Origin of the sequence: Clostridium neuense (assembly GCF_045310695.1) — a bacterium.
In the GTDB taxonomy this organism is placed as follows: Bacteria; Bacillota; Clostridia; order Clostridiales; family Clostridiaceae; genus Clostridium_S; species Clostridium_S neuense.
Genome location: NZ_JBJIAA010000011.1, coordinates 20,927 through 39,036, shown reverse-complemented (window position 1 = coordinate 39,036; position 18,110 = coordinate 20,927). Strand labels below are relative to the sequence as shown.

The 18,110-nt window shown below is 31.5% G+C and carries 14 protein-coding genes; 13 read left to right on the top strand and 1 reads right to left on the bottom strand.

What is annotated here, in order from left to right; all coding sequences use genetic code 11:
* Window positions 1–12 precede the first annotated feature (12 nt).
* The 13 genes from ACJDT4_RS13860 (at window position 13) to ACJDT4_RS13800 (ending at window position 16,495) form a co-directional block, all read left to right on the top strand.
* Window positions 13–3,237, top strand: a complete 3,225-nt coding sequence (locus tag ACJDT4_RS13860) for an Ig-like domain-containing protein (protein ID WP_406788164.1) — start codon at window positions 13–15, stop codon at window positions 3,235–3,237.
* A gap of 81 nt (window positions 3,238–3,318) precedes the next feature.
* Entirely contained in the window at window positions 3,319–6,321 is a 3,003-nt protein-coding gene (locus tag ACJDT4_RS13855) for a hypothetical protein (protein WP_406788163.1), read from the top strand.
* A gap of 83 nt (window positions 6,322–6,404) precedes the next feature.
* Entirely contained in the window at window positions 6,405–7,046 is a 642-nt protein-coding gene (locus ACJDT4_RS13850) for a prepilin peptidase (RefSeq protein ID WP_406788162.1), read from the top strand.
* Between the two features lie 43 nt (window positions 7,047–7,089).
* Window positions 7,090–7,467: a hypothetical protein gene (locus ACJDT4_RS13845; protein WP_406788161.1), complete on the top strand. Its 378-nt coding sequence runs from the start codon at window positions 7,090–7,092 to the stop codon at window positions 7,465–7,467.
* A gap of 12 nt (window positions 7,468–7,479) precedes the next feature.
* The gene (locus ACJDT4_RS13840; protein WP_406788160.1) at window positions 7,480–7,761 is read left to right on the top strand and encodes a hypothetical protein; all 282 of its coding nucleotides are present in this window, start codon (window positions 7,480–7,482) and stop codon (window positions 7,759–7,761) included.
* A gap of 384 nt (window positions 7,762–8,145) precedes the next feature.
* The gene (locus tag ACJDT4_RS13835) at window positions 8,146–9,447 is read left to right on the top strand and encodes an XRE family transcriptional regulator (protein WP_406788159.1); all 1,302 of its coding nucleotides are present in this window, start codon (window positions 8,146–8,148) and stop codon (window positions 9,445–9,447) included.
* Window positions 9,448–10,006: 559 nt separating this feature from the next.
* Complete coding sequence (locus ACJDT4_RS13830) at window positions 10,007–10,417, top strand: PH domain-containing protein (protein ID WP_406788158.1); 411 nt, start codon at window positions 10,007–10,009, stop codon at window positions 10,415–10,417.
* Between the two features lie 188 nt (window positions 10,418–10,605).
* Window positions 10,606–11,295 carry a hypothetical protein gene (locus ACJDT4_RS13825; protein ID WP_406788157.1) on the top strand — a complete coding sequence of 230 codons (690 nt, stop codon included), beginning with the start codon at window positions 10,606–10,608 and terminating at the stop codon, window positions 11,293–11,295.
* Window positions 11,296–11,474: 179 nt separating this feature from the next.
* Window positions 11,475–11,987, top strand: coding sequence for a DUF5697 family protein (locus tag ACJDT4_RS13820; protein WP_406788156.1), 513 nt, complete (start codon window positions 11,475–11,477; stop codon window positions 11,985–11,987).
* A 1-nt stretch (window position 11,988) separates the two neighbouring features.
* Entirely contained in the window at window positions 11,989–12,240 is a 252-nt protein-coding gene (locus ACJDT4_RS13815) for a hypothetical protein (RefSeq protein WP_406788155.1), read from the top strand.
* On the top strand, window positions 12,233–14,080 hold the full coding sequence (locus tag ACJDT4_RS13810; protein WP_406788154.1) for a VirD4-like conjugal transfer protein, CD1115 family: 1,848 nt from the start codon (window positions 12,233–12,235) through the stop codon (window positions 14,078–14,080). The genes ACJDT4_RS13815 and ACJDT4_RS13810 overlap by 8 nt, the downstream gene beginning before the upstream one ends.
* A gap of 133 nt (window positions 14,081–14,213) precedes the next feature.
* Window positions 14,214–15,341, top strand: a complete 1,128-nt coding sequence (locus ACJDT4_RS13805) for a family 8 glycosyl hydrolase (protein WP_406788153.1) — start codon at window positions 14,214–14,216, stop codon at window positions 15,339–15,341.
* Window positions 15,342–15,412: 71 nt separating this feature from the next.
* On the top strand, window positions 15,413–16,495 hold the full coding sequence (locus ACJDT4_RS13800; protein WP_406788152.1) for an alpha/beta hydrolase: 1,083 nt from the start codon (window positions 15,413–15,415) through the stop codon (window positions 16,493–16,495).
* A 113-nt stretch (window positions 16,496–16,608) separates the two neighbouring features.
* Here ACJDT4_RS13800 and ACJDT4_RS13795 read toward each other — a convergent pair whose 3' ends face one another.
* A complete protein-coding gene (locus tag ACJDT4_RS13795) occupies window positions 16,609–17,886 on the bottom strand; it encodes an FAD-dependent oxidoreductase (protein ID WP_406788151.1) in 1,278 nt (425 codons plus the stop codon).
* Window positions 17,887–18,110: the final 224 nt, after the last annotated feature.

Here is an 18,110-nt window from a genome sequence, read left to right as displayed (position 1 = left end):
GAGGGATAAAAATTGAATATTAAAAGCAAGTTTATAAAAAGAGTGTCACTTTTATTGGCACTCTCTTTTATTACATCAAATTTAGCATTTAAGCCGATAAAAACAATGGCTGCTAATGCGACAAATACACCATACACTGTAGATCATTCAAATTATGATAAGCCAAATTCACATCAGGAGCAATCAATACTTGCAGATGTTTACAAAGATACTCCAGGATATCAGCCATCAGATAGAAATATTCCTAAAGGCTGGAGCTTTTATGAAACAGAACTTTTTCCAAAGAATTTTGTAGATGGAACAGACTATCAATATAGTAGATACAATGGTTCTCCGACAGCTAAAAGCTATATGGATAATGCACATTATTGGATAGATACATCAAATGTGGAAGGTAATGATTATTATGATAATTGGCGATTTCAAAATATAAGTAGTAAGCCTAACAAATATAACTATGGTCCACTGATTTATTATCAGCCAGTGACAATTTTAAACGACACTTGCAATGTGGAATATAAAATAGACACTAATACTTTTGATCAAGGAGCTAATAACGGTACCACAGCATATAATAAGATGCCTGATTATTCAACCTTGAATGCAGGCTCTGAATATGTAGCTGACTATCACATAAGTGGCGTTACAGCCTATCCAGTAGCAGTTGCACCAACAGCAGATTTTTATTTTAATAGTGGAGCTTCAAGTGCTAGTGTACAATCTGGAGATACTTTAAAGGTTATTGATGGAAAGGGAAGTGAAAGCAATACAACTTATAGTGATAGTACTACAAAATTTTGGTCAACATACTATGATACTTCAGGAAATATCGTTAAGCATAACAATAGTTCTAGTCTACCACAGAGTTACACTTACAATAATGCTATTATCACACATGCAGGGTGGTCGGTAACAGACAGTAGCGGTCAAAATGTTAACAATATGTTTAATGCAGCTTCTGGTTTAAAAAATCCAAGCAAAGAAGGAGCATGTAGTGAAATGGATTTAACTATAAGTGATAGTGTACCAGAAGGAACTTACACCGTTCACCATAAGGTAATAGACAACTGGGGTTCAACAAGTCAAGAACAAACAAAGACATTTACAGTTACTAGAAAAAAGCCAACACCACAAAATTATAACTTAACAATACACTATAGAGACACAGCTAATCCAACTGGAAGCGATTTGGTTATGCCAGATCCAACTAGCAGTACTGGAATGTATTCACCATCAGCACCAAATGGATATACGCTAACAGGAAGCTATAGAATTAGTCCTACAGGTAGAGACTATTCATATTCTTCTGGTTCTATAGATTTATCTCCACTTACTCAAAATGAAGAAATATATGTAATGTGCAAGGCAATTCTACCACCACCGACGCCAATAGGAGGAGATTATACTCTTAACATTCATTATGTAGATGAAGATAATAATGATTCGGTGATATCTAGTGAAACTAGAGGATACACTTCTGACCAGGTAAGTACAAATGATATGATACAAATGTTAGGTGATAAGGCAGTAGCTGTATGGTTTATGCCTACATCAGCACCAAATAATTATGAGTTGGATACTTCAAAGTTTCCAGATCCTATGAATGGGTATCATATTTTATGGAATGTGGACAGCCAGTATGCTGGATATAATGGTAGGTCAACGACTAATGTAGCAGAGTTAAAGGTACCTTGTAAAATTGGAGGAGGTAATGTAGATCCAACACCACCACCAGTTATTACAACGGGAACAGTAATTAAGAGATACTTTATTAATTATACAGAAGAGCAAACAGCCGATAGAGAATATCTGTATAATGTTGATGCAGGCTATCACACTTATTTTAATGATAAAAGTTATGATGGATATACTTGTATTAATTCAAGTACAACAGTTAATGTTACAGCTGGAGGATTGGCATATGCAGACTTTTATTTTAAAAAGAACAGTGCTCCACCAACAGCATATATATATGGACCGGATACAGCTCACCAAGGAAGTCAATTTACGGTGATCGGCAGCGGCTATGATCCGCAAGGGGAAAGTTTAACGTATTATTGGACAACATCAGATGGACAAAAAATAACAGGTACACAAGGAACGCTTAAAATGGGAGATAAACCAATAACAGTTACTTTGTATGTAACAGATACAGAAGGTTTAAGCAGCCCTGTTGTTAATAAAACTATAAATCCAAAGAATAATCCACCTACAGTAACATTGAATTTACCAGAAACAATAGTGTTAGGTGATGATTTAAATGTCAATGCAGCTGCTAGTGATCCAGATGGAGATACTCTTAAGTATACCTGGAATACACCAGACGGAATGACTGGAACTGTAAAGGACAATGGTGGTACTGTACAATTTATGAATAAAGAAGATGTTGGAAAGAAAAAGACTTTTACCGTAACCGTAGATGATGGTTTTGGAGGTACAGCAACAGCAGCAGCGTCTACAACAGTAGTAGCACCTAAACCAACAGTTTCAATAAGTCAAAATGGTACGCTTAAGGAAAATAGAAAGGTAGCATTATCAGAAACTTCAAGCGGTGGTTCTAAAAGTTTTCCTATAGACGAAGCTAAGACACAGTGGAGTTTTTATGATAGTAATAACAATCCTATAAATGTAACTAACACAGCAGACAGTGGAATTGTAGAAAGTTTAGATAGCACAATAGGTACAAGCAGTATGAATGTGTTATTTACTAAGCCAGGTATTTATAAAGTTCAGTGTGAGGTTACGAATACAGAGGGAGATATAGCAGTGGATACAAAGACTATAGTTGTAGCACCAGATGAATTACCTATAGCTGATTTTGATACACCTCAGATAGTATTGAGAGATCCTAATAATCATAATTTAGCAACTATCAATGTTAAAGATAAATCTTATTCAACTGATAATGATGCTATAACAAAACGTGTATGGTTCTACAGCTTTGATAGTAATAATAATGGAAGTTTTGATGATGAAACATTTTATGTATATAGTAATGGTTCATGGAGCAAATATGGAAGTTATGCAGATGTTAAAGCTTTAGCAGGTGATTCAAAGGCTTTAGATTCGATAAACAGCGGTAATTTAACAAACATACAAATTACTCCACAGAACTTTAATAATGGAACCCATGTAGGAACTTACAGAATAGAAGAAGTTGTTCAAGAGAGCTTTGGACAGGATACAATACAGTCATTAGTTACGTCTAAAGATTGCAAGGTTGGAACAACTTATTAATATTATTTATAGAGGGCGGCTTAAATTAAGCTGCCTTTCCTATTTTTTGAAAGGAAAAATTGAAAATAGGGAGTGAATAAATTGAAAAGATTAATTTTAAGCAAAAAAGTTTTAGCTATATGTCTTTCACTTTTTATAGCCGCTGGTGGAATAACAGGATTTGCTTTGCATGTAAATGCGTCAAAGGATAATGGTGGTAAGGATACTACTGTAGATAATACAGCACCAACAGCAAGCTTTGGACTATCTAAGAAAAAGAAAGCAGATATAGTTTTTACAACAGGAAGTGATAATAATTTTAATTCAGATGATTTTAATAATAAGGTAAATGCTTATGTTAAAAATAGACTTGTTAATTCTGGCGTAGATACAAATATACAGAGTTTTTCAACGAGTACTATATCTACAGCGAATTCAAATGCTTCAGATATATTTAATAAGTGGCAGAACTATCCTGATTCTTCAGGCAGTTGGACTTATAATTCAAATGATAATACAATGGGTTCAACAGCGAATGTATCATGGACAGGATATTGGGATTCTTCATCAGAAGCCCAAAAAACTACAGATGTTACTATTGATTATGACGAAAATGAAGTGTTAAGGAATACTGATATTGGAACTTTAGAGTATCCTAACATTAGGTGTCATCCAGATCCAATGGGATTTACGTTTAGAATGACCAATACAAATGGGGTATATTCCTACTATGCATTTGAAATATACTCTTATCAAGGTGTAGCAATGCTATATAGAGTAAATAATGTGCCTAATCCTAATAATGCTGATAATGGTATATTAGTAGCATGGACAAATACTACTAACCCTGTTGTTGGTTTACAAGGAACTTATTCTAAATGTTTGGGATTTCAGCATATAGACTATAATCCATTAGCAACGCATCATGTTAAAATAAATGCAAAAGGTAGACATATAACTATACAATATGATAGTAATAATGTATTTGATGTGACTGATAATGATAGCAATGCATTAATAAATGGTTCATATGGTCCATATACTTATTCTATGCCTAATGCATGCTTTAAGAATATAACTATAACAAAAGGTTCATCAAAATCTCTTAGTGAGGCACTAAAGGAGCCAACTTGGCGGGATAATACACATAAATTTGTAGTTAATTTGTCAGAAGATGCCTTAAAATCTATAGTTTCAAGTAGCAAGGACTATCCTACAACTCTTTCAACGATGCTTAGTAACAAAGAGTATTTTTTAGGGGTAATGAATACAGCTGATGAGTCTACTGTAAATAGCTTTATAGATCAAAATGATGGACATGGAACGTATATTAATAACAATAATATAGATACAGCTCTTAATGCAGTCACAGATTATATATTAAAGATACTTAATGAAGAACAGGACAATAGCAATATTTTCTTAGTAGGTGATGAAGTTACTTATAATGAAACCTATAAAGACAATGAAGGAGACAAAAAGAATGATGAACTTTGGAAATACGAGCAAGATCCAAAACATCTAAATTATGATGATGATTTTGTTAAATGCAGTGAGTCAGGAGATTTACCTTTAGATAATGATTTAGGAGCTGCGGATTTTGCAACTGGCCAATGGGTGCATAACAAGGTGACTGTCTTTGATAAACCTGGAAAGTACAAAATAAGCTATAAGGTTCAAGATAATCCAACAGCTACAGACAGTAATCCTTCTGGAGATTCAAATTTTAATAATTATAATAAATGGTCGCCAGATGATAATTCAATAATTATAAATGTTCACAGAAAGCCAACACCAGTATTCACAGCTTATGCGGTAGCTAATGCTTCAACAGGAAAGTTTGATGTAACTGTAAAGGATGAAGATAAATCCTATGATATTGACCATCAAACTACCGATGGAACACGCAAGGGTATTGTAAATAAAAAATTTCAGTGGAAAGAAGTTACTAGTGGAGTAACAGATACTTGGCATGATGGTAAATTGCCATCTCCGCAAAGCCCTAATAAGGATTTTTTAGTTAAACTTTCTGTACAGGATTTAGAAGGACAGTGGAGCGATGATTTGGTAAAATACGTTACTACTAAAAATGAAAATCTTCCTCCTGTAGCTCAATTCACAGAAAACGAAACAGAAATGCCAGTAGACCAATTAAAAAATGATGTTTCAACAGGAAAAGATGTTGTGTTTACAGACCAAAGTTATGATCCAAATGGGGATTCTATAAGGGAAACATGGACAGTAAAGGACAGCAGCGGAAATGTACTTTATAATAGTTCCACAATGCCAACAGCAAGTGTATTTATAGGTAAGCCGCTTGGAACATATACAATTACACTAGTATGTGATGATGGACCTACACCAAAAGTAGGAGTACCACTTACATCTGATCCATATACACTGCAGCTCAAACTTGTTCCAATTAACCATAAGCCTGTAGCACACTTTGAGGTTGACAATACTTCTAAGGAACCTGACAAAATAAAGATAACAGAGGATTCGACCGATCCTGATGGTGATCCAATAGACGATAGAATTTGGACAATAACAGATAGCAGCGGAAATGTAGTTGGGCAAAGCGAGAATAAGCTTCCAGATTTAAGCACTTTAGATGGAACCTATACATTAACGCTGAAAGTTAAAGATAATCCTAAGATACCGCCGGAGCTTTGGAGTAATCCATACAGCCAGCAAATAACAGTAGAAAGTTTAAAACTAACTGGAACTTTATATCCTAGCCCAGCAAAGCAGGGACAGCAGGTAACCTTTGATTTAAATACTATAGGATATGCAAAGTATCTAAGAATATATTTGCCTAATGACATAATTTCTAGGGATACAAGAGGAACTACCTTGCCTATTGTAAAAACAATTACGGAAGAGTACACGCATAATGAAAAAATAAATTATATACTACCCATAAATACGCCGCTAACACTTGATGGAAATGGAAATAGAATAAGGCCGCCCTACGAGATACCGGTACAAGCAGAAAAGGCAAATGGAGCACAGAAGTCAATAACATTATATCTTGATGTTAAAGGTAATGTGCTTGATGGAATAAAGACAGAGATAATTGGAACTGGACAGGATAGAGATAAATAATTAAAAGCGGATATATGGCTTTAAGAGGCTGTTTATTCGCTTTTTTATATAGAAAGTAAAATGAAAAGAAAGGAGATGAAAAATTGCTTATAGTTCTAATTTTTATATTAGGTTTTCTCATAGGAAATATAGTTGAGTGGTTTTCTTATAATATTCCTAAAGAAGAAAATGCTCCAATGACAAGTAATATAAAAAATTGCTTGAAATATGTTAAAAGAGTACTCAACAAACATATGATTGTATCAATCTTAATAGGTACTGTTTACTGTATACTCTATCTTAAGTACAAATTAAGCATTGGTTTTTTTAGATATTCTTCAGGATGTACAATTCTTTTTGTGGTAGCATTAATAGATTATAAAACAAAAGACGTGTATTTTTCAACTACATGTGTTTCAGCAGTTCTAAGCATAGTTTTTATCATAATAGGTTACATGAACGGAATAAGTATAAAAAGCTATGTAATTGGAGGAATATCAGCAGGAATATTTTCAGGTATACTTGCAGCTTTAAGTGTGATTGGATGGGGTGATGTTGAGATATTTATTGTGTGTGGACTTCTAGTTGGAATATATAAAGTATCTATAGCGGCGTTTATATCAATAGTTTTATGCGGAGGCTATGGGATAATATACATTCTAATAAGAAAAAAGGATAAGAAAGGATTAAGAGTGGCTTTTGGTCCGTATATTATATTCGCTTTAATGTTTGTGATAATTTTTTAGTTTATTGTAAAATCAATACTATTAAAAAGGAAGATGGTGAAAAGTGATTCCAGTAAAAAGGTTACTAGAATTTACGAATGAAGAACAAATATTGTATAAAAGATATATACGAGCCAGTGGGAAGAAGAATAATTATGTAAGTATAAAATTTATCAAAGTACCTGTATTTAGAGTGATTGAAAATTTTAAGGCAACAATAGGTACAAGCTATAAAATAATATACAGCAATGGCAATCGTATATGTAGTGATATTTTTGATATAGCAGATAAGAAATTCGACATAGTTGATTATAAGGATGAAGGGTTAAGTTATGCAATTATTTTTGAAAAAAGAACTCGGGGAATAATATTTCAAAGCGAGGTAAAGCAATTATTTAAGCTTTCCTTCAATCCATATTGTAGATGGAATTCATTTAAATAAAGAGGTGGTATTTTGGAAGAGGAAATAAAAGACTTGGATAAGAAAATTAAAAAGCTAAAGAAAAAAATAACTAAAGCTAAAAAAGCCGCTGTTGTAGTATCAATTGTTGGAGCCATAATTACTACTGTATTTGCTGCGGCTAGCGTACTTGTACCTGCGGTGATATGCTTTGCAGTAACTATCCTTAGTACATTTTTTGTAGATCTTGTTAAAAGAATGTTTATGATTATGCTTTGGAGAAGTAATAAACATAGAAATGAGTTAATAGTAGATGAAAATGAAATTAAGGGGTAGAACAAGTATATAATAATATGGATTATTTTATTAATAGTTTCTTTGATTAGACTAAGTTTCAATTTCTAAAAGTTAAGTTGAAATCAAATTAATAAATTGTACTAACTATTGTAATATAGTTGTCACAATTAAAAGTTATTATATAAGCATAGAGAACGAAATCTCCCAATAGATTAATATAAATAAGAGCAGTTGGATAGTCCCCCTTTCCAGCTGCTTTTGTCTATCTAAATAAAAATTTTATAATTTATTGTAAGGTTATTATGCTGAGTATATGCTGGAGCTTTTGGGCTAGTTACTGTAATTTGATTTATTTACATAAAAAAATATATGTGGTATAATTTACAATATAATAATAAATTTTGTAAATAGGGAGTTTTGCAAATGGAAAAATGCGTAGTATTATCGGACGGTGATAAGCTAAGAGAAATTAGAAAAAAATATCATGTAAAGCAAGAAGAGATTGCGGGAGAAGAGATTACAAGGAATTTAATAAGTGAAATTGAAAATAATAAAGCACCGATTACTAAAAAGACGGCCGAAATAATTATAAAAAACTTATCTGTATTGGCTAAAAAAAGGTACTTTGAAGTTGATGAGACTGTTGATTATTTAATGGAAAATCAAATTGTACAGGCTAATAGAGCTCTTGATAATTATATAGAAGAGCTAAATACTTTAAGCATTTCTAAGGGTGATAGTTTTATTAAAACACTCAAAGAAGCGGAAAGTTTTTTAATTGATTGGGATATTAAAGATAAAAAATTAAAGATATATGAAATTGCAGGAGATTATTATTGCAATAATAATGAGATGTATAAAAGTGCTGTTTATTATGAAAAAGCTTCAGCATTACTTAGTAGAATGTTTTTAGATAGAAAGTTACTTTCACTTTCAAGAAAGCTGTCAACAGTGTATGGACGTATTGGTGATTATAAAAAAAGCATTGAATGTTGTGAATTTGCTTTAAAATACTTTGATGATATGCCACAAAAAGATGAAGTTGTTTTTTTGTATAATAATGCTTTGAATTATAAGCATATTAATAATTTGAAATTGGCATTAAAAAATATTGAAGTAGCAGAAAATTTAGTTAGCAAAACAGATATTTTAACGTACATTAAGGTTTTAAATACTAAAGGAAATTGTTTATATGAAATGAAGAGTTATGATGAAGCTATTAAAATATTTAATAAAATTTTTACATTAATTGATAAAAGAGAGACAGATAAATATCTTATTAATTTAATAAATATTGTTAATAGTTATTGGTATGCAGGTATGAAAGATAAGGCTCTTGAAAACTTTAAATTTGTAATTAATGAATTACCCAATTTAAGTAATAAAGATTTATGTGTAGCTGATATTTATTTTGAAGTAGGTAAAATTTATGAAAGAATTAATAAAATAAAGTTATCCGAAGATTATTACTTAATGGCAGTGGATTTTTCTGAAAAACAAAAAAATTATGTTTTGTTAAATAGTATACTATATGATTTAATAGAATTATACTCAATTTCGAATAATGTTAAAAAAATAAATAATATTAAAGATAAGGTGCTTTTAAATGCAAAGTTACAGAATAAGATTAATAATCTACTTATGTATAAATTAATAGCTTTTTATATTAAAAATAATGATGATATAGCAAAACAGGTTGCTGATTTTGCTATAAAGTTTGAATAAGTAGGAGTTGATGTTATGTTAAATATGTTAAAGAAAAATTATAAATTAACAATGTTATTGTTAATGTGCGGAGTGATTTTAGTTTCAGCCGTAATGTTTAAGGTAAGTAGTGTAGGGAATTTATGTAACATAGATTATCCTTATATGATCTTTTTCAAATATGCTCCGATTTTGTTTTAAGATTTAAATAACAGCGTTAAGTTACTTGAATGAATATATTTATAGTTCAAGTAACTTTGTTTTTTAGTAGAGTTTTTTTGCTAAGTAAATGAAAAATGGTTAAAATCTTTTAATGAGTGTTGGAAGTATTGATGAAAGTATAGAAGAATATCCATATTGGGTGTCCTTTTATTATAAAAATAAATAAAGGATGGTGTATTAAATGGGATATTGTTGTAATGACTGTACAAATTTAAATAAAAATGAAAAGAAAATAGATGGAGCTTGCTATATGTATGGGTGCAAGTCAGTTTTGAATTTTATGGAGTCGATTGGGCAATAATGGCATAATTGCAATTAGTTGAGCTATAATTGTATTTTATTATGAAGGAGCATTAAAATGAAATTTAAATCTAAAATTGATTTGTGGCTTCACCTTGTAGTTGTATTGTTTACAATCCTAACTTTATGGCTATTATATTCATATATTACAAATAAACGAGGTCTTATAGCGTTAATTTTATTTATTACTTTACTAATATTGAGTATATTACCAATGTATCTTTTTACTTATTATACTTTTGAAAATTCATTTTTACATATAAGATGTGGGCTAATGATAAATATTAAAATTAACTACAAGAACATTGTCTCAGTTAAAGACAGTAAAAGTTTAATATCTTCTCCTGCTTTATCTATGGATAGAATAGAAATCAAGTATTATGAAAATTCTTATCCTAACTTTTTAGTAATTTCTCCTGAAAGAAAACAGGAGTTTATAGATACACTAAATAAGCATATAGCTTCGTAATATTCTTAACAGCTATAAAAACTGAACAATTATTTAAAACACCGCATTATCTAAATGAATTTTGAAGTGTTTTTAGTTTGCAATGCAAATATATTGTAATGAAGAAATATATTTTCTAAAGAGTAGTCACTAATTGAAAGTGGCTGCTTTTTTTATGTAAAGAAAAGTTTGAAAGTGAGGTAATAAGTATGTTTGATGATCAAGTTGATAGTGAATCAAAGGAAGGAGGTTTGAAAATAGATATTGGAGGCACAGAGGATGAAAGTAATAAAAGGCATAAATTTTTCACTGGAACAAATCCTAAAATACCAGATTTCAAAAACAGAATACCTATAATTATAGGTTTTATGTGTATATGTTTCTTGCTTGTTCTTATTTCTATAACAGCATATTTCCATAGTCAAAGGGGCAAGAGAGAGAATTTGAAGAACCTTAGTATTGTAAGTACTGCAAGTCCTGATATTGTAGATAGGCAATATATTAAAGATAGTTTAAATAAAATTCAACCATTCGAAAATAAACTAATGAATAGGGTAACTGATAAGAGTAAAAAAACTGATTCTTTTAACAAGAGAAGCATTGATATTAATGATTACTTAGATGATTTAAATAATTATAAAAAATCAAGCTCTGATGAACTATCAAATTTGCAGAAAGTAAGCTGTGCTACAGAAGTAAACAATTATAGAAGCAATATTATAAAAGAATACCAGGTATTTATAGATGGACTTACTCATGAAGCTAACTATATAAATTCAAAATTAACTGGTAAGGAAACTGCTGAAATGACAGTATCTCAAGGAGATTATAAAAATCTTGTTCAGGTCTACAAAGAAAATTCAAATGAACTGAATAAGGTTCAAAATTTATGTAAATAGATTGAAGATGTTAATATGCTACAATTGATTTACCTTTGCATCCAGTCCAATAAGTGCGTTATTAAAATTTATAGAAAGTCGTCTAATTTATTAGGCGGCTTTTTTATATGGAGGTGATCTAAAGGTTAAGGATCATATGCAGTAATTTGAGTAAAAGCATAAAGAAAGAAGGGATAATTTTGTATTATGTAAATTTAAAGCAGCAAAAAATACTTCAAAACATAAATAAATTCGGTTGTATGACATATGAGCAGATTAGAAAAATTAACAATTTTAGTGATTTAGACAAGCAACTTAAAAGCCTTGTAAGACAAAGTAAAATAAGAATACTTGATGATAATATATATGTTACCAGAGGCGTTAGGGAGGTAAATAAAAATGTACTTAGCGCTATAGATTTATATATTTATTTAAATTTTGTAGATAAAGAAAGCTCTATTGCGTGGTGCGTAATAGAGGATTTTCCTTTTATTATGGCGTTTTTCAGAAATAATAAAGTATTCGATATAGCGGTAATAAAAGAGGGAGAAGAGACTATTTGTTCTGTTGCTATAAATAGGTCTGCAGCAGAAAGAGTAATTGTAATACTTAAAGATTATGGACAATTAGAAAAAGTAAGAATAAGTAAGCCAGTGAAGTACTGTACTGTAAATGATGGTACAGTTATTTTTTTAGAAAATGGAGATGATTAAAGTGGGGTTCAAATTTAAAGATAACGGCATAATTACAAGGATGCCTCACATTGGAGATATAGTTGTTAAGGATAGGGGAGAGGTTAAGGATAACTTCATTGTGATTAAAGAATATAAAGATTACTTCTTGGCTGTGTCTCAAAGGCTTAAGTTTAGAGAGTGTTTTTCAAAAGCAAGTTTTGCACTTAAAGAACTAAAAATTCAAAGAAGAGAGAATTTTATTAAGGAGGGGGCTGTTAAACAATATGAATGATAGAGAAAAAACAAATCGTTTACTGTTTGGTTTAGCAATATTAGTATATATATTAATTTCTATATATGCCTTAACACCACTTGTTTACATGAAGCATGAATTGGCAGGAATAAATAGGTTTGATGATATCGATATGAATAAAATAGGCGAGATATACGAGCATCCACTACAAAGTTTTAATTTAATTAAAGATGATTCAAGCATACGTAAAGGCTTTATTGTTGCTTTTATAATATTTACAGTTATTTTATTAATATTATTTGCTATAATGAAAAACATGGATATTACTGATGGACAAGTAGGCATAAATTATCTTAAAGAGGATGGAACCCAGGGAACTGCTAACTGGATGGATGTAAATGAAGTAAAAAAAGTTATAGGGGTTGGAACTGAGAAAGGGTTAGTTTTTGGTAGTATTGAAGATGGAATTAAAAGTAAAATGGTTACACTGCCACCGGACACATTCTTTAATAAAAATATAGCAGTATTTGGCTCCAGTGGCAGCATGAAAAGTAGAAGCTTTGTAAGGCCTAATATAATGCAAATAAGTGATTTAGGGCAGTCAATGATTTTAACAGATCCTAAAGCAGAAATTTTTGAATCGATGTCACAATTTTTAAGGGATAGAGGTTACACAGTTAAAGCTCTAAATTTAGTTAACATGATAAATTCAGACAGGTGGAATCCACTAAATGAAATAACTGATGATATATCGGCACAAAGTTTTGCTGAAACTGTAATGGCCAATACTAAGATTTCTAGTGCTAAAGTAGACGAGTTCTGGGACAAAACTGAGATGAATTTGCTTAAAGCCCTTGTTTTATATGTGGTTAAGGAAAATCCAGAGAAAGAAAGAAACTTATCTGCAGTTTATTCGATGCTTGCAATAAACGATGCTTCAACAATAGATGCGGTATTTAGAACACTTCCGCCATCACATTCTGCTAAAATGCCATATAATATATACTCACAAGCCAGTGAAAATGTAAAGACTGGTGTGGTTATAGGTCTTGGTTCAAAACTTCAGGTGTTTCAAAATAGTCTTGTGCAGGATCTCACAGCTGCTAGTGATATAGATTTAGTCCTGCCAAAGAAGGAAAAATGCGCTTATTTTTGTATAACTTCAGATATGGAATCAACCTTTGATTTTATAGCAGGGCTATTTTTTTCATTTCTTTTTATAAAGCTTACTAAATATGCCGATTATAATCCAAGAGAAGGGCAAAAGGATGTATATTTTATCTTGGATGAATTTCCTAATATAGGTGCGATACCTGATTTCACAAAAAAAATATCCACTATGAGATCAAGAGGGATATGCAGCTCTGTAATATTTCAAAACATAGCACAACTTAAAAATAGGTATCCCAATGATGCATGGTCTGAAATTATAGGTAATTGTGACAGCAGATTATTTCTTGGTGCTACAGATATAACTACAGCTGAATTTGTTTCAAAGCTTCTTGGGACAGCTACAGTAAGGGACATAAGTTTAAGTAAATCAGCTGGCTTTGAAGGAATTATGGATATGGGTAAAGTAACCAGTAGAACATCAAAGAGAAGCCTCATGAATCCTGATGAAATCTTGAGATTGCCAAACAAGAATGAAATATTAATATTAAGAGGTCAAAAACCTATTCTTTTAGATAAGATGGACTATACAAAACATAGACTTGCAAAGGAAATTAAACCTATTAAGGTAAGTGATTATAGACCTGCATGGACTGAAACTTACCAAGTTGAAAAAACTAAAGGAAATAAGAAAATTGAAAAAGTAGTTCAAGAAAAAGCAGATTCAAAATCTAAAACTGAAAATACTAGAAAATCTGACTTTTGGTAAAAGAGGCTCCTCAAAAATGAAGAATAATGTTTCATATTATGATGAAATTATATATAAAAAATGTTTTAATTATAATATAGGAATATATAGTAAACAGCAAACAATTTAGGTATATTGTAGAAAGAAGGCAAATATGAAAAAAGGTGCGTTTTATACAGGAAAATATAAAAATTTATTTGCGGAAATTGGTATTCCACAATGTGAGGTAGATAAAAAAATTAAGGATGCTTTTAATCAAATGTTTTTTGATCCTGAAGAGAAGATATATCTTGAAGTGGGCGAGGACATGGCATGCATGGTTGATACGGGAAATAATGATGCTCGTACTGAAGGAATGAGTTATGGAATGATGATGGCGGTGCAGATGAACCGAAAGGATATTTTTGATAAGTTATGGTTATTTGCTAAAACTTATATGTATCAAAGTAAAGGTAAGTATCAGGGGTATTTTGCATGGTCAGTAGGTACTGATGGAACTAAGAATGCTGAGGGCCCAGCGCCAGATGGTGAAGAATATTTTGCTATGGCTCTGTTTTTTGCAAGCAAAAGATGGGGAGATAGAGAAGTTCCATTTAATTATGATGCTCAAGCAAGGGATATACTGCATCATTGTGTTCATCAAGCTGAAATTGTTAAAGATGGACAGCCTATGTGGGATAGTTCTAATCACTACATTAAATTTGTACCCGAAACATCATTTTCCGACCCTTCCTATCACCTTCCTCATTTTTATGAACTTTTTGCACTTATGTCAGATGAAAAAGATAGAGCGTTTTGGCAAGAGGCTGCTGAGGCAAGTCGTAATTATCTGCATATTTGCTGTGATAAAAATACAGGAATGGCACCAGAATATGCTGAATTTGATGGTACTCCTAGAAGGCTATTTCACGATTATGAATTTTACTCAGATGCATATCGTGTAGCTATGAATATAGGATTGGATGCAGCGTGGTTTAATAAGGCTGAAGCACTAGGAGACATAGTTGATAAGCTTCAAAGCTTTTTTAGTGAAAATACTACATTAGGAGAATATAAAGCTTACTCTATCAAGGGAGAACCATTTGATGAGCCTGCAATGCATCCTAATGCAATTATAGCAACTACTGCGGCTGGTTCGTTAGCTGCAAAAGGTAAATATAGGCTTCAATGGGTTAAAGATTTCTTTGAACTTCCTTTAAGAAAAGGAATGCGTAGATATTACGATAATTGCTTGCACTTTTTCTGTCTATTGATGCTTGCAGGAGAATACAAAATCTATTAAGTGCGAAGTAACTTACTATTCTTAAATTTGGATATAACTAAACTCTTAATATAGGGGATGATGAATTAATTATGAAAAATATTGATATAACAGCTGTGCCTGAGCAATATAAAAGGGCAGTTAAGAATGAACTTCAGGGAACTTTAATTGAGGTTTCGTATAATGTACGAAACTATATTAATGCTTCTAGGCAGTTTGTGACAAACCATAATATCAGTGCTGGAGAGCTTGGAAGAGAAACTGCAGAAGGAGATGCTATAACAAAAATATGTAATGTATATTTGCCAGCAGGCTACAATAAAGATGATAAGAATACCAAATATAATGTAATGTATTTACTACATGGAGTATGTGGAAATCGTTATGAATGGTTATATGGTTATGGTAAGATTGATGATAGATTTGTTATATGTAATATAATTGACAACCTTATTGCAAATGGTGATATAGATCCATTAATTGTAATATTTCCTGAAGGCAGAAGCGCACATGATTGGGATGATACTTCATTTAATGCAGTAGGAACTAATCTTCTTGGCTTCTATTATTTTGATTATGAATTACGATATGATTTAATTCCATTTATTGAAGCACAGTACAACACATATGCTAACATAAAGGGCACTTCATCTGAAGAAATTGCATATAGCAGAATGCACAGAGCTCTTGCAGGTTTGTCAATGGGAGGAATGCAAGTTTTAAATTTAGGTATTGGTGGTTACATATGTGATTCTGTAGAGCACACTGGAGCAAAGGATGACTTTAAAAACGGTCTTAATGTTACTGTAAAAGCATCAGGTATGGAAGATTTGTTTGCCTATTTTGGTGCTTTTTCAAATGCCCCTACATCTAGTGATGGTAAAATACTTGGTAATAGTTTAGCATCACGCGGCTACAGAATTAATTTGCTTTATCTCACTTGTGGAGATTCAGACACAGTAGCAGGTGAAATGGGTTATGCAAAAGCAATCGATGGACTTAAAGAAGCTGTAGGTATCAATTTGGAGAATTATTATGAAGTACTTATAAAAAGCGGTGTTCATGATTCACATGTATGGAACAATGGTGCATATAATTTTGTTCGTTTGGCCTTCAAAAATTGTGAAGGCCAAGTAAAACAGCATGCTGTTAAAATAATGCTTGAGTCATACTAATTTAATCTTGGCATTATAATTTAATATGTTGGGCGTATATATCTTTGAAATTAAAAATTGATGTACACTAAAGATAATTTTACTGTACATCAATTTTAAATTTGCTCTTATATTTAAATTAGCTTTTTATCAAATATTCCTGTTAAACCTAAGTTTTCTATTCTATTCTTTATTTTATCAATATCCGTAGTATATAAACCAGTCTCCTGCATTCGCTTAAAGTAATCTGCACCTGCAAAAGTATATCTTGTTTTTATTCCATCTTCTGTTAGAAGTTTATAATTTGCATAAGAAATAATGTCTCCAATTGTAGTTTGCTTTGGAAGAATCAATAGAGGCATATTTAACGCATATCTGACAGCATTACATCCAGCAAGACTTCCAGTGCAAATAGCTTCTGTATGACCTACGAAAAGTCCACTTTTTTCTCCACCGCAAAATAAATTATCTAGTCCTTTAACTCTCATATCGTCAGTTCTAGGTGAAACTGATAAATATCTTATAGAATTTCCTTTTCCGCCTGCATAAGGATCTACATATTTAACTCTTTCTAATCCAGGTATTTTTCTCAGTTTTTCAAGCGGATAAAAGCTAGTCATAAGCTTTGCATTACCAGTATCTAGAAGTATTACATTTTCTGCAAATTCTTTAAGAGCATATTGCTGGCACACTTTAATTTTTAACTTGTCAAGATTAATATCTTCAGGTGGAATTTTTAAAACAACTACACCTTTATCATCTAATTCCTTTACAATGTCTGGAGACAAGCTTTCTTTTGCTAATTTGCAGGAGCCACTAAAAGCACCAAAGGAACCATCCTCTCTTTCACCTTTAATGTCATCAATTCCAGCTCTTTGACTCAAGCTTATGCGTGGTCCAAAGGCTGGACATCTTAAAATGCACATAGAGCAGCCATTACCGTATCTTAAACAGTTACCCATTGGCCCAGTAGATCCAGTGGTTTCAACAAAAACATCTCCTTTAACATAAGTACCATCTGACAAAAAAATTCCTTCTATGGTTTTATTATTTTTTTTGATATCTACAACTCTCTTAATTAAATTTATTTTTATTCCCATATTGATAAGATAGTCTCTTACATCAGCTTCAATCTTGTTTACATCATAAAGCCAAGCATGCTTGTGCCCAGGAAAGTCTATATTCTTGTGCCTTGAATCAGCATCTGTTATGTTTATTAAATCACCACTTCCAAGAGCTATAAGCTCCTCAGCTGCAGTAAAACGTCCATTGTTTCTCATGATTCCACCAACATTGCCTAGTCCTAAAATCATATCTGTTTTTTCGTATATTGTTACATCAGCACCAGCCTTTTTAGCTGTAATTGCAGCAGCAGCACCTGCCCATCCGGCTCCAATAATAATTACCTTCATAAAAAAATTACCCCCATAAATATTAATTGGTTATATAGATACTAGATTATATTGAAAATTAATTTGAGATTATACAAAATGTCACTTATTATCATCATATTTTTAATGAACTTTTTTGTTCCAATTTTTATTGCTTTAAATAGCATAAGAAGAATTAATTATTTATTGGAATTGATAATTATATTGTGGACGCTTTATTTTTTATCAAAATAAAATTTTTGCAG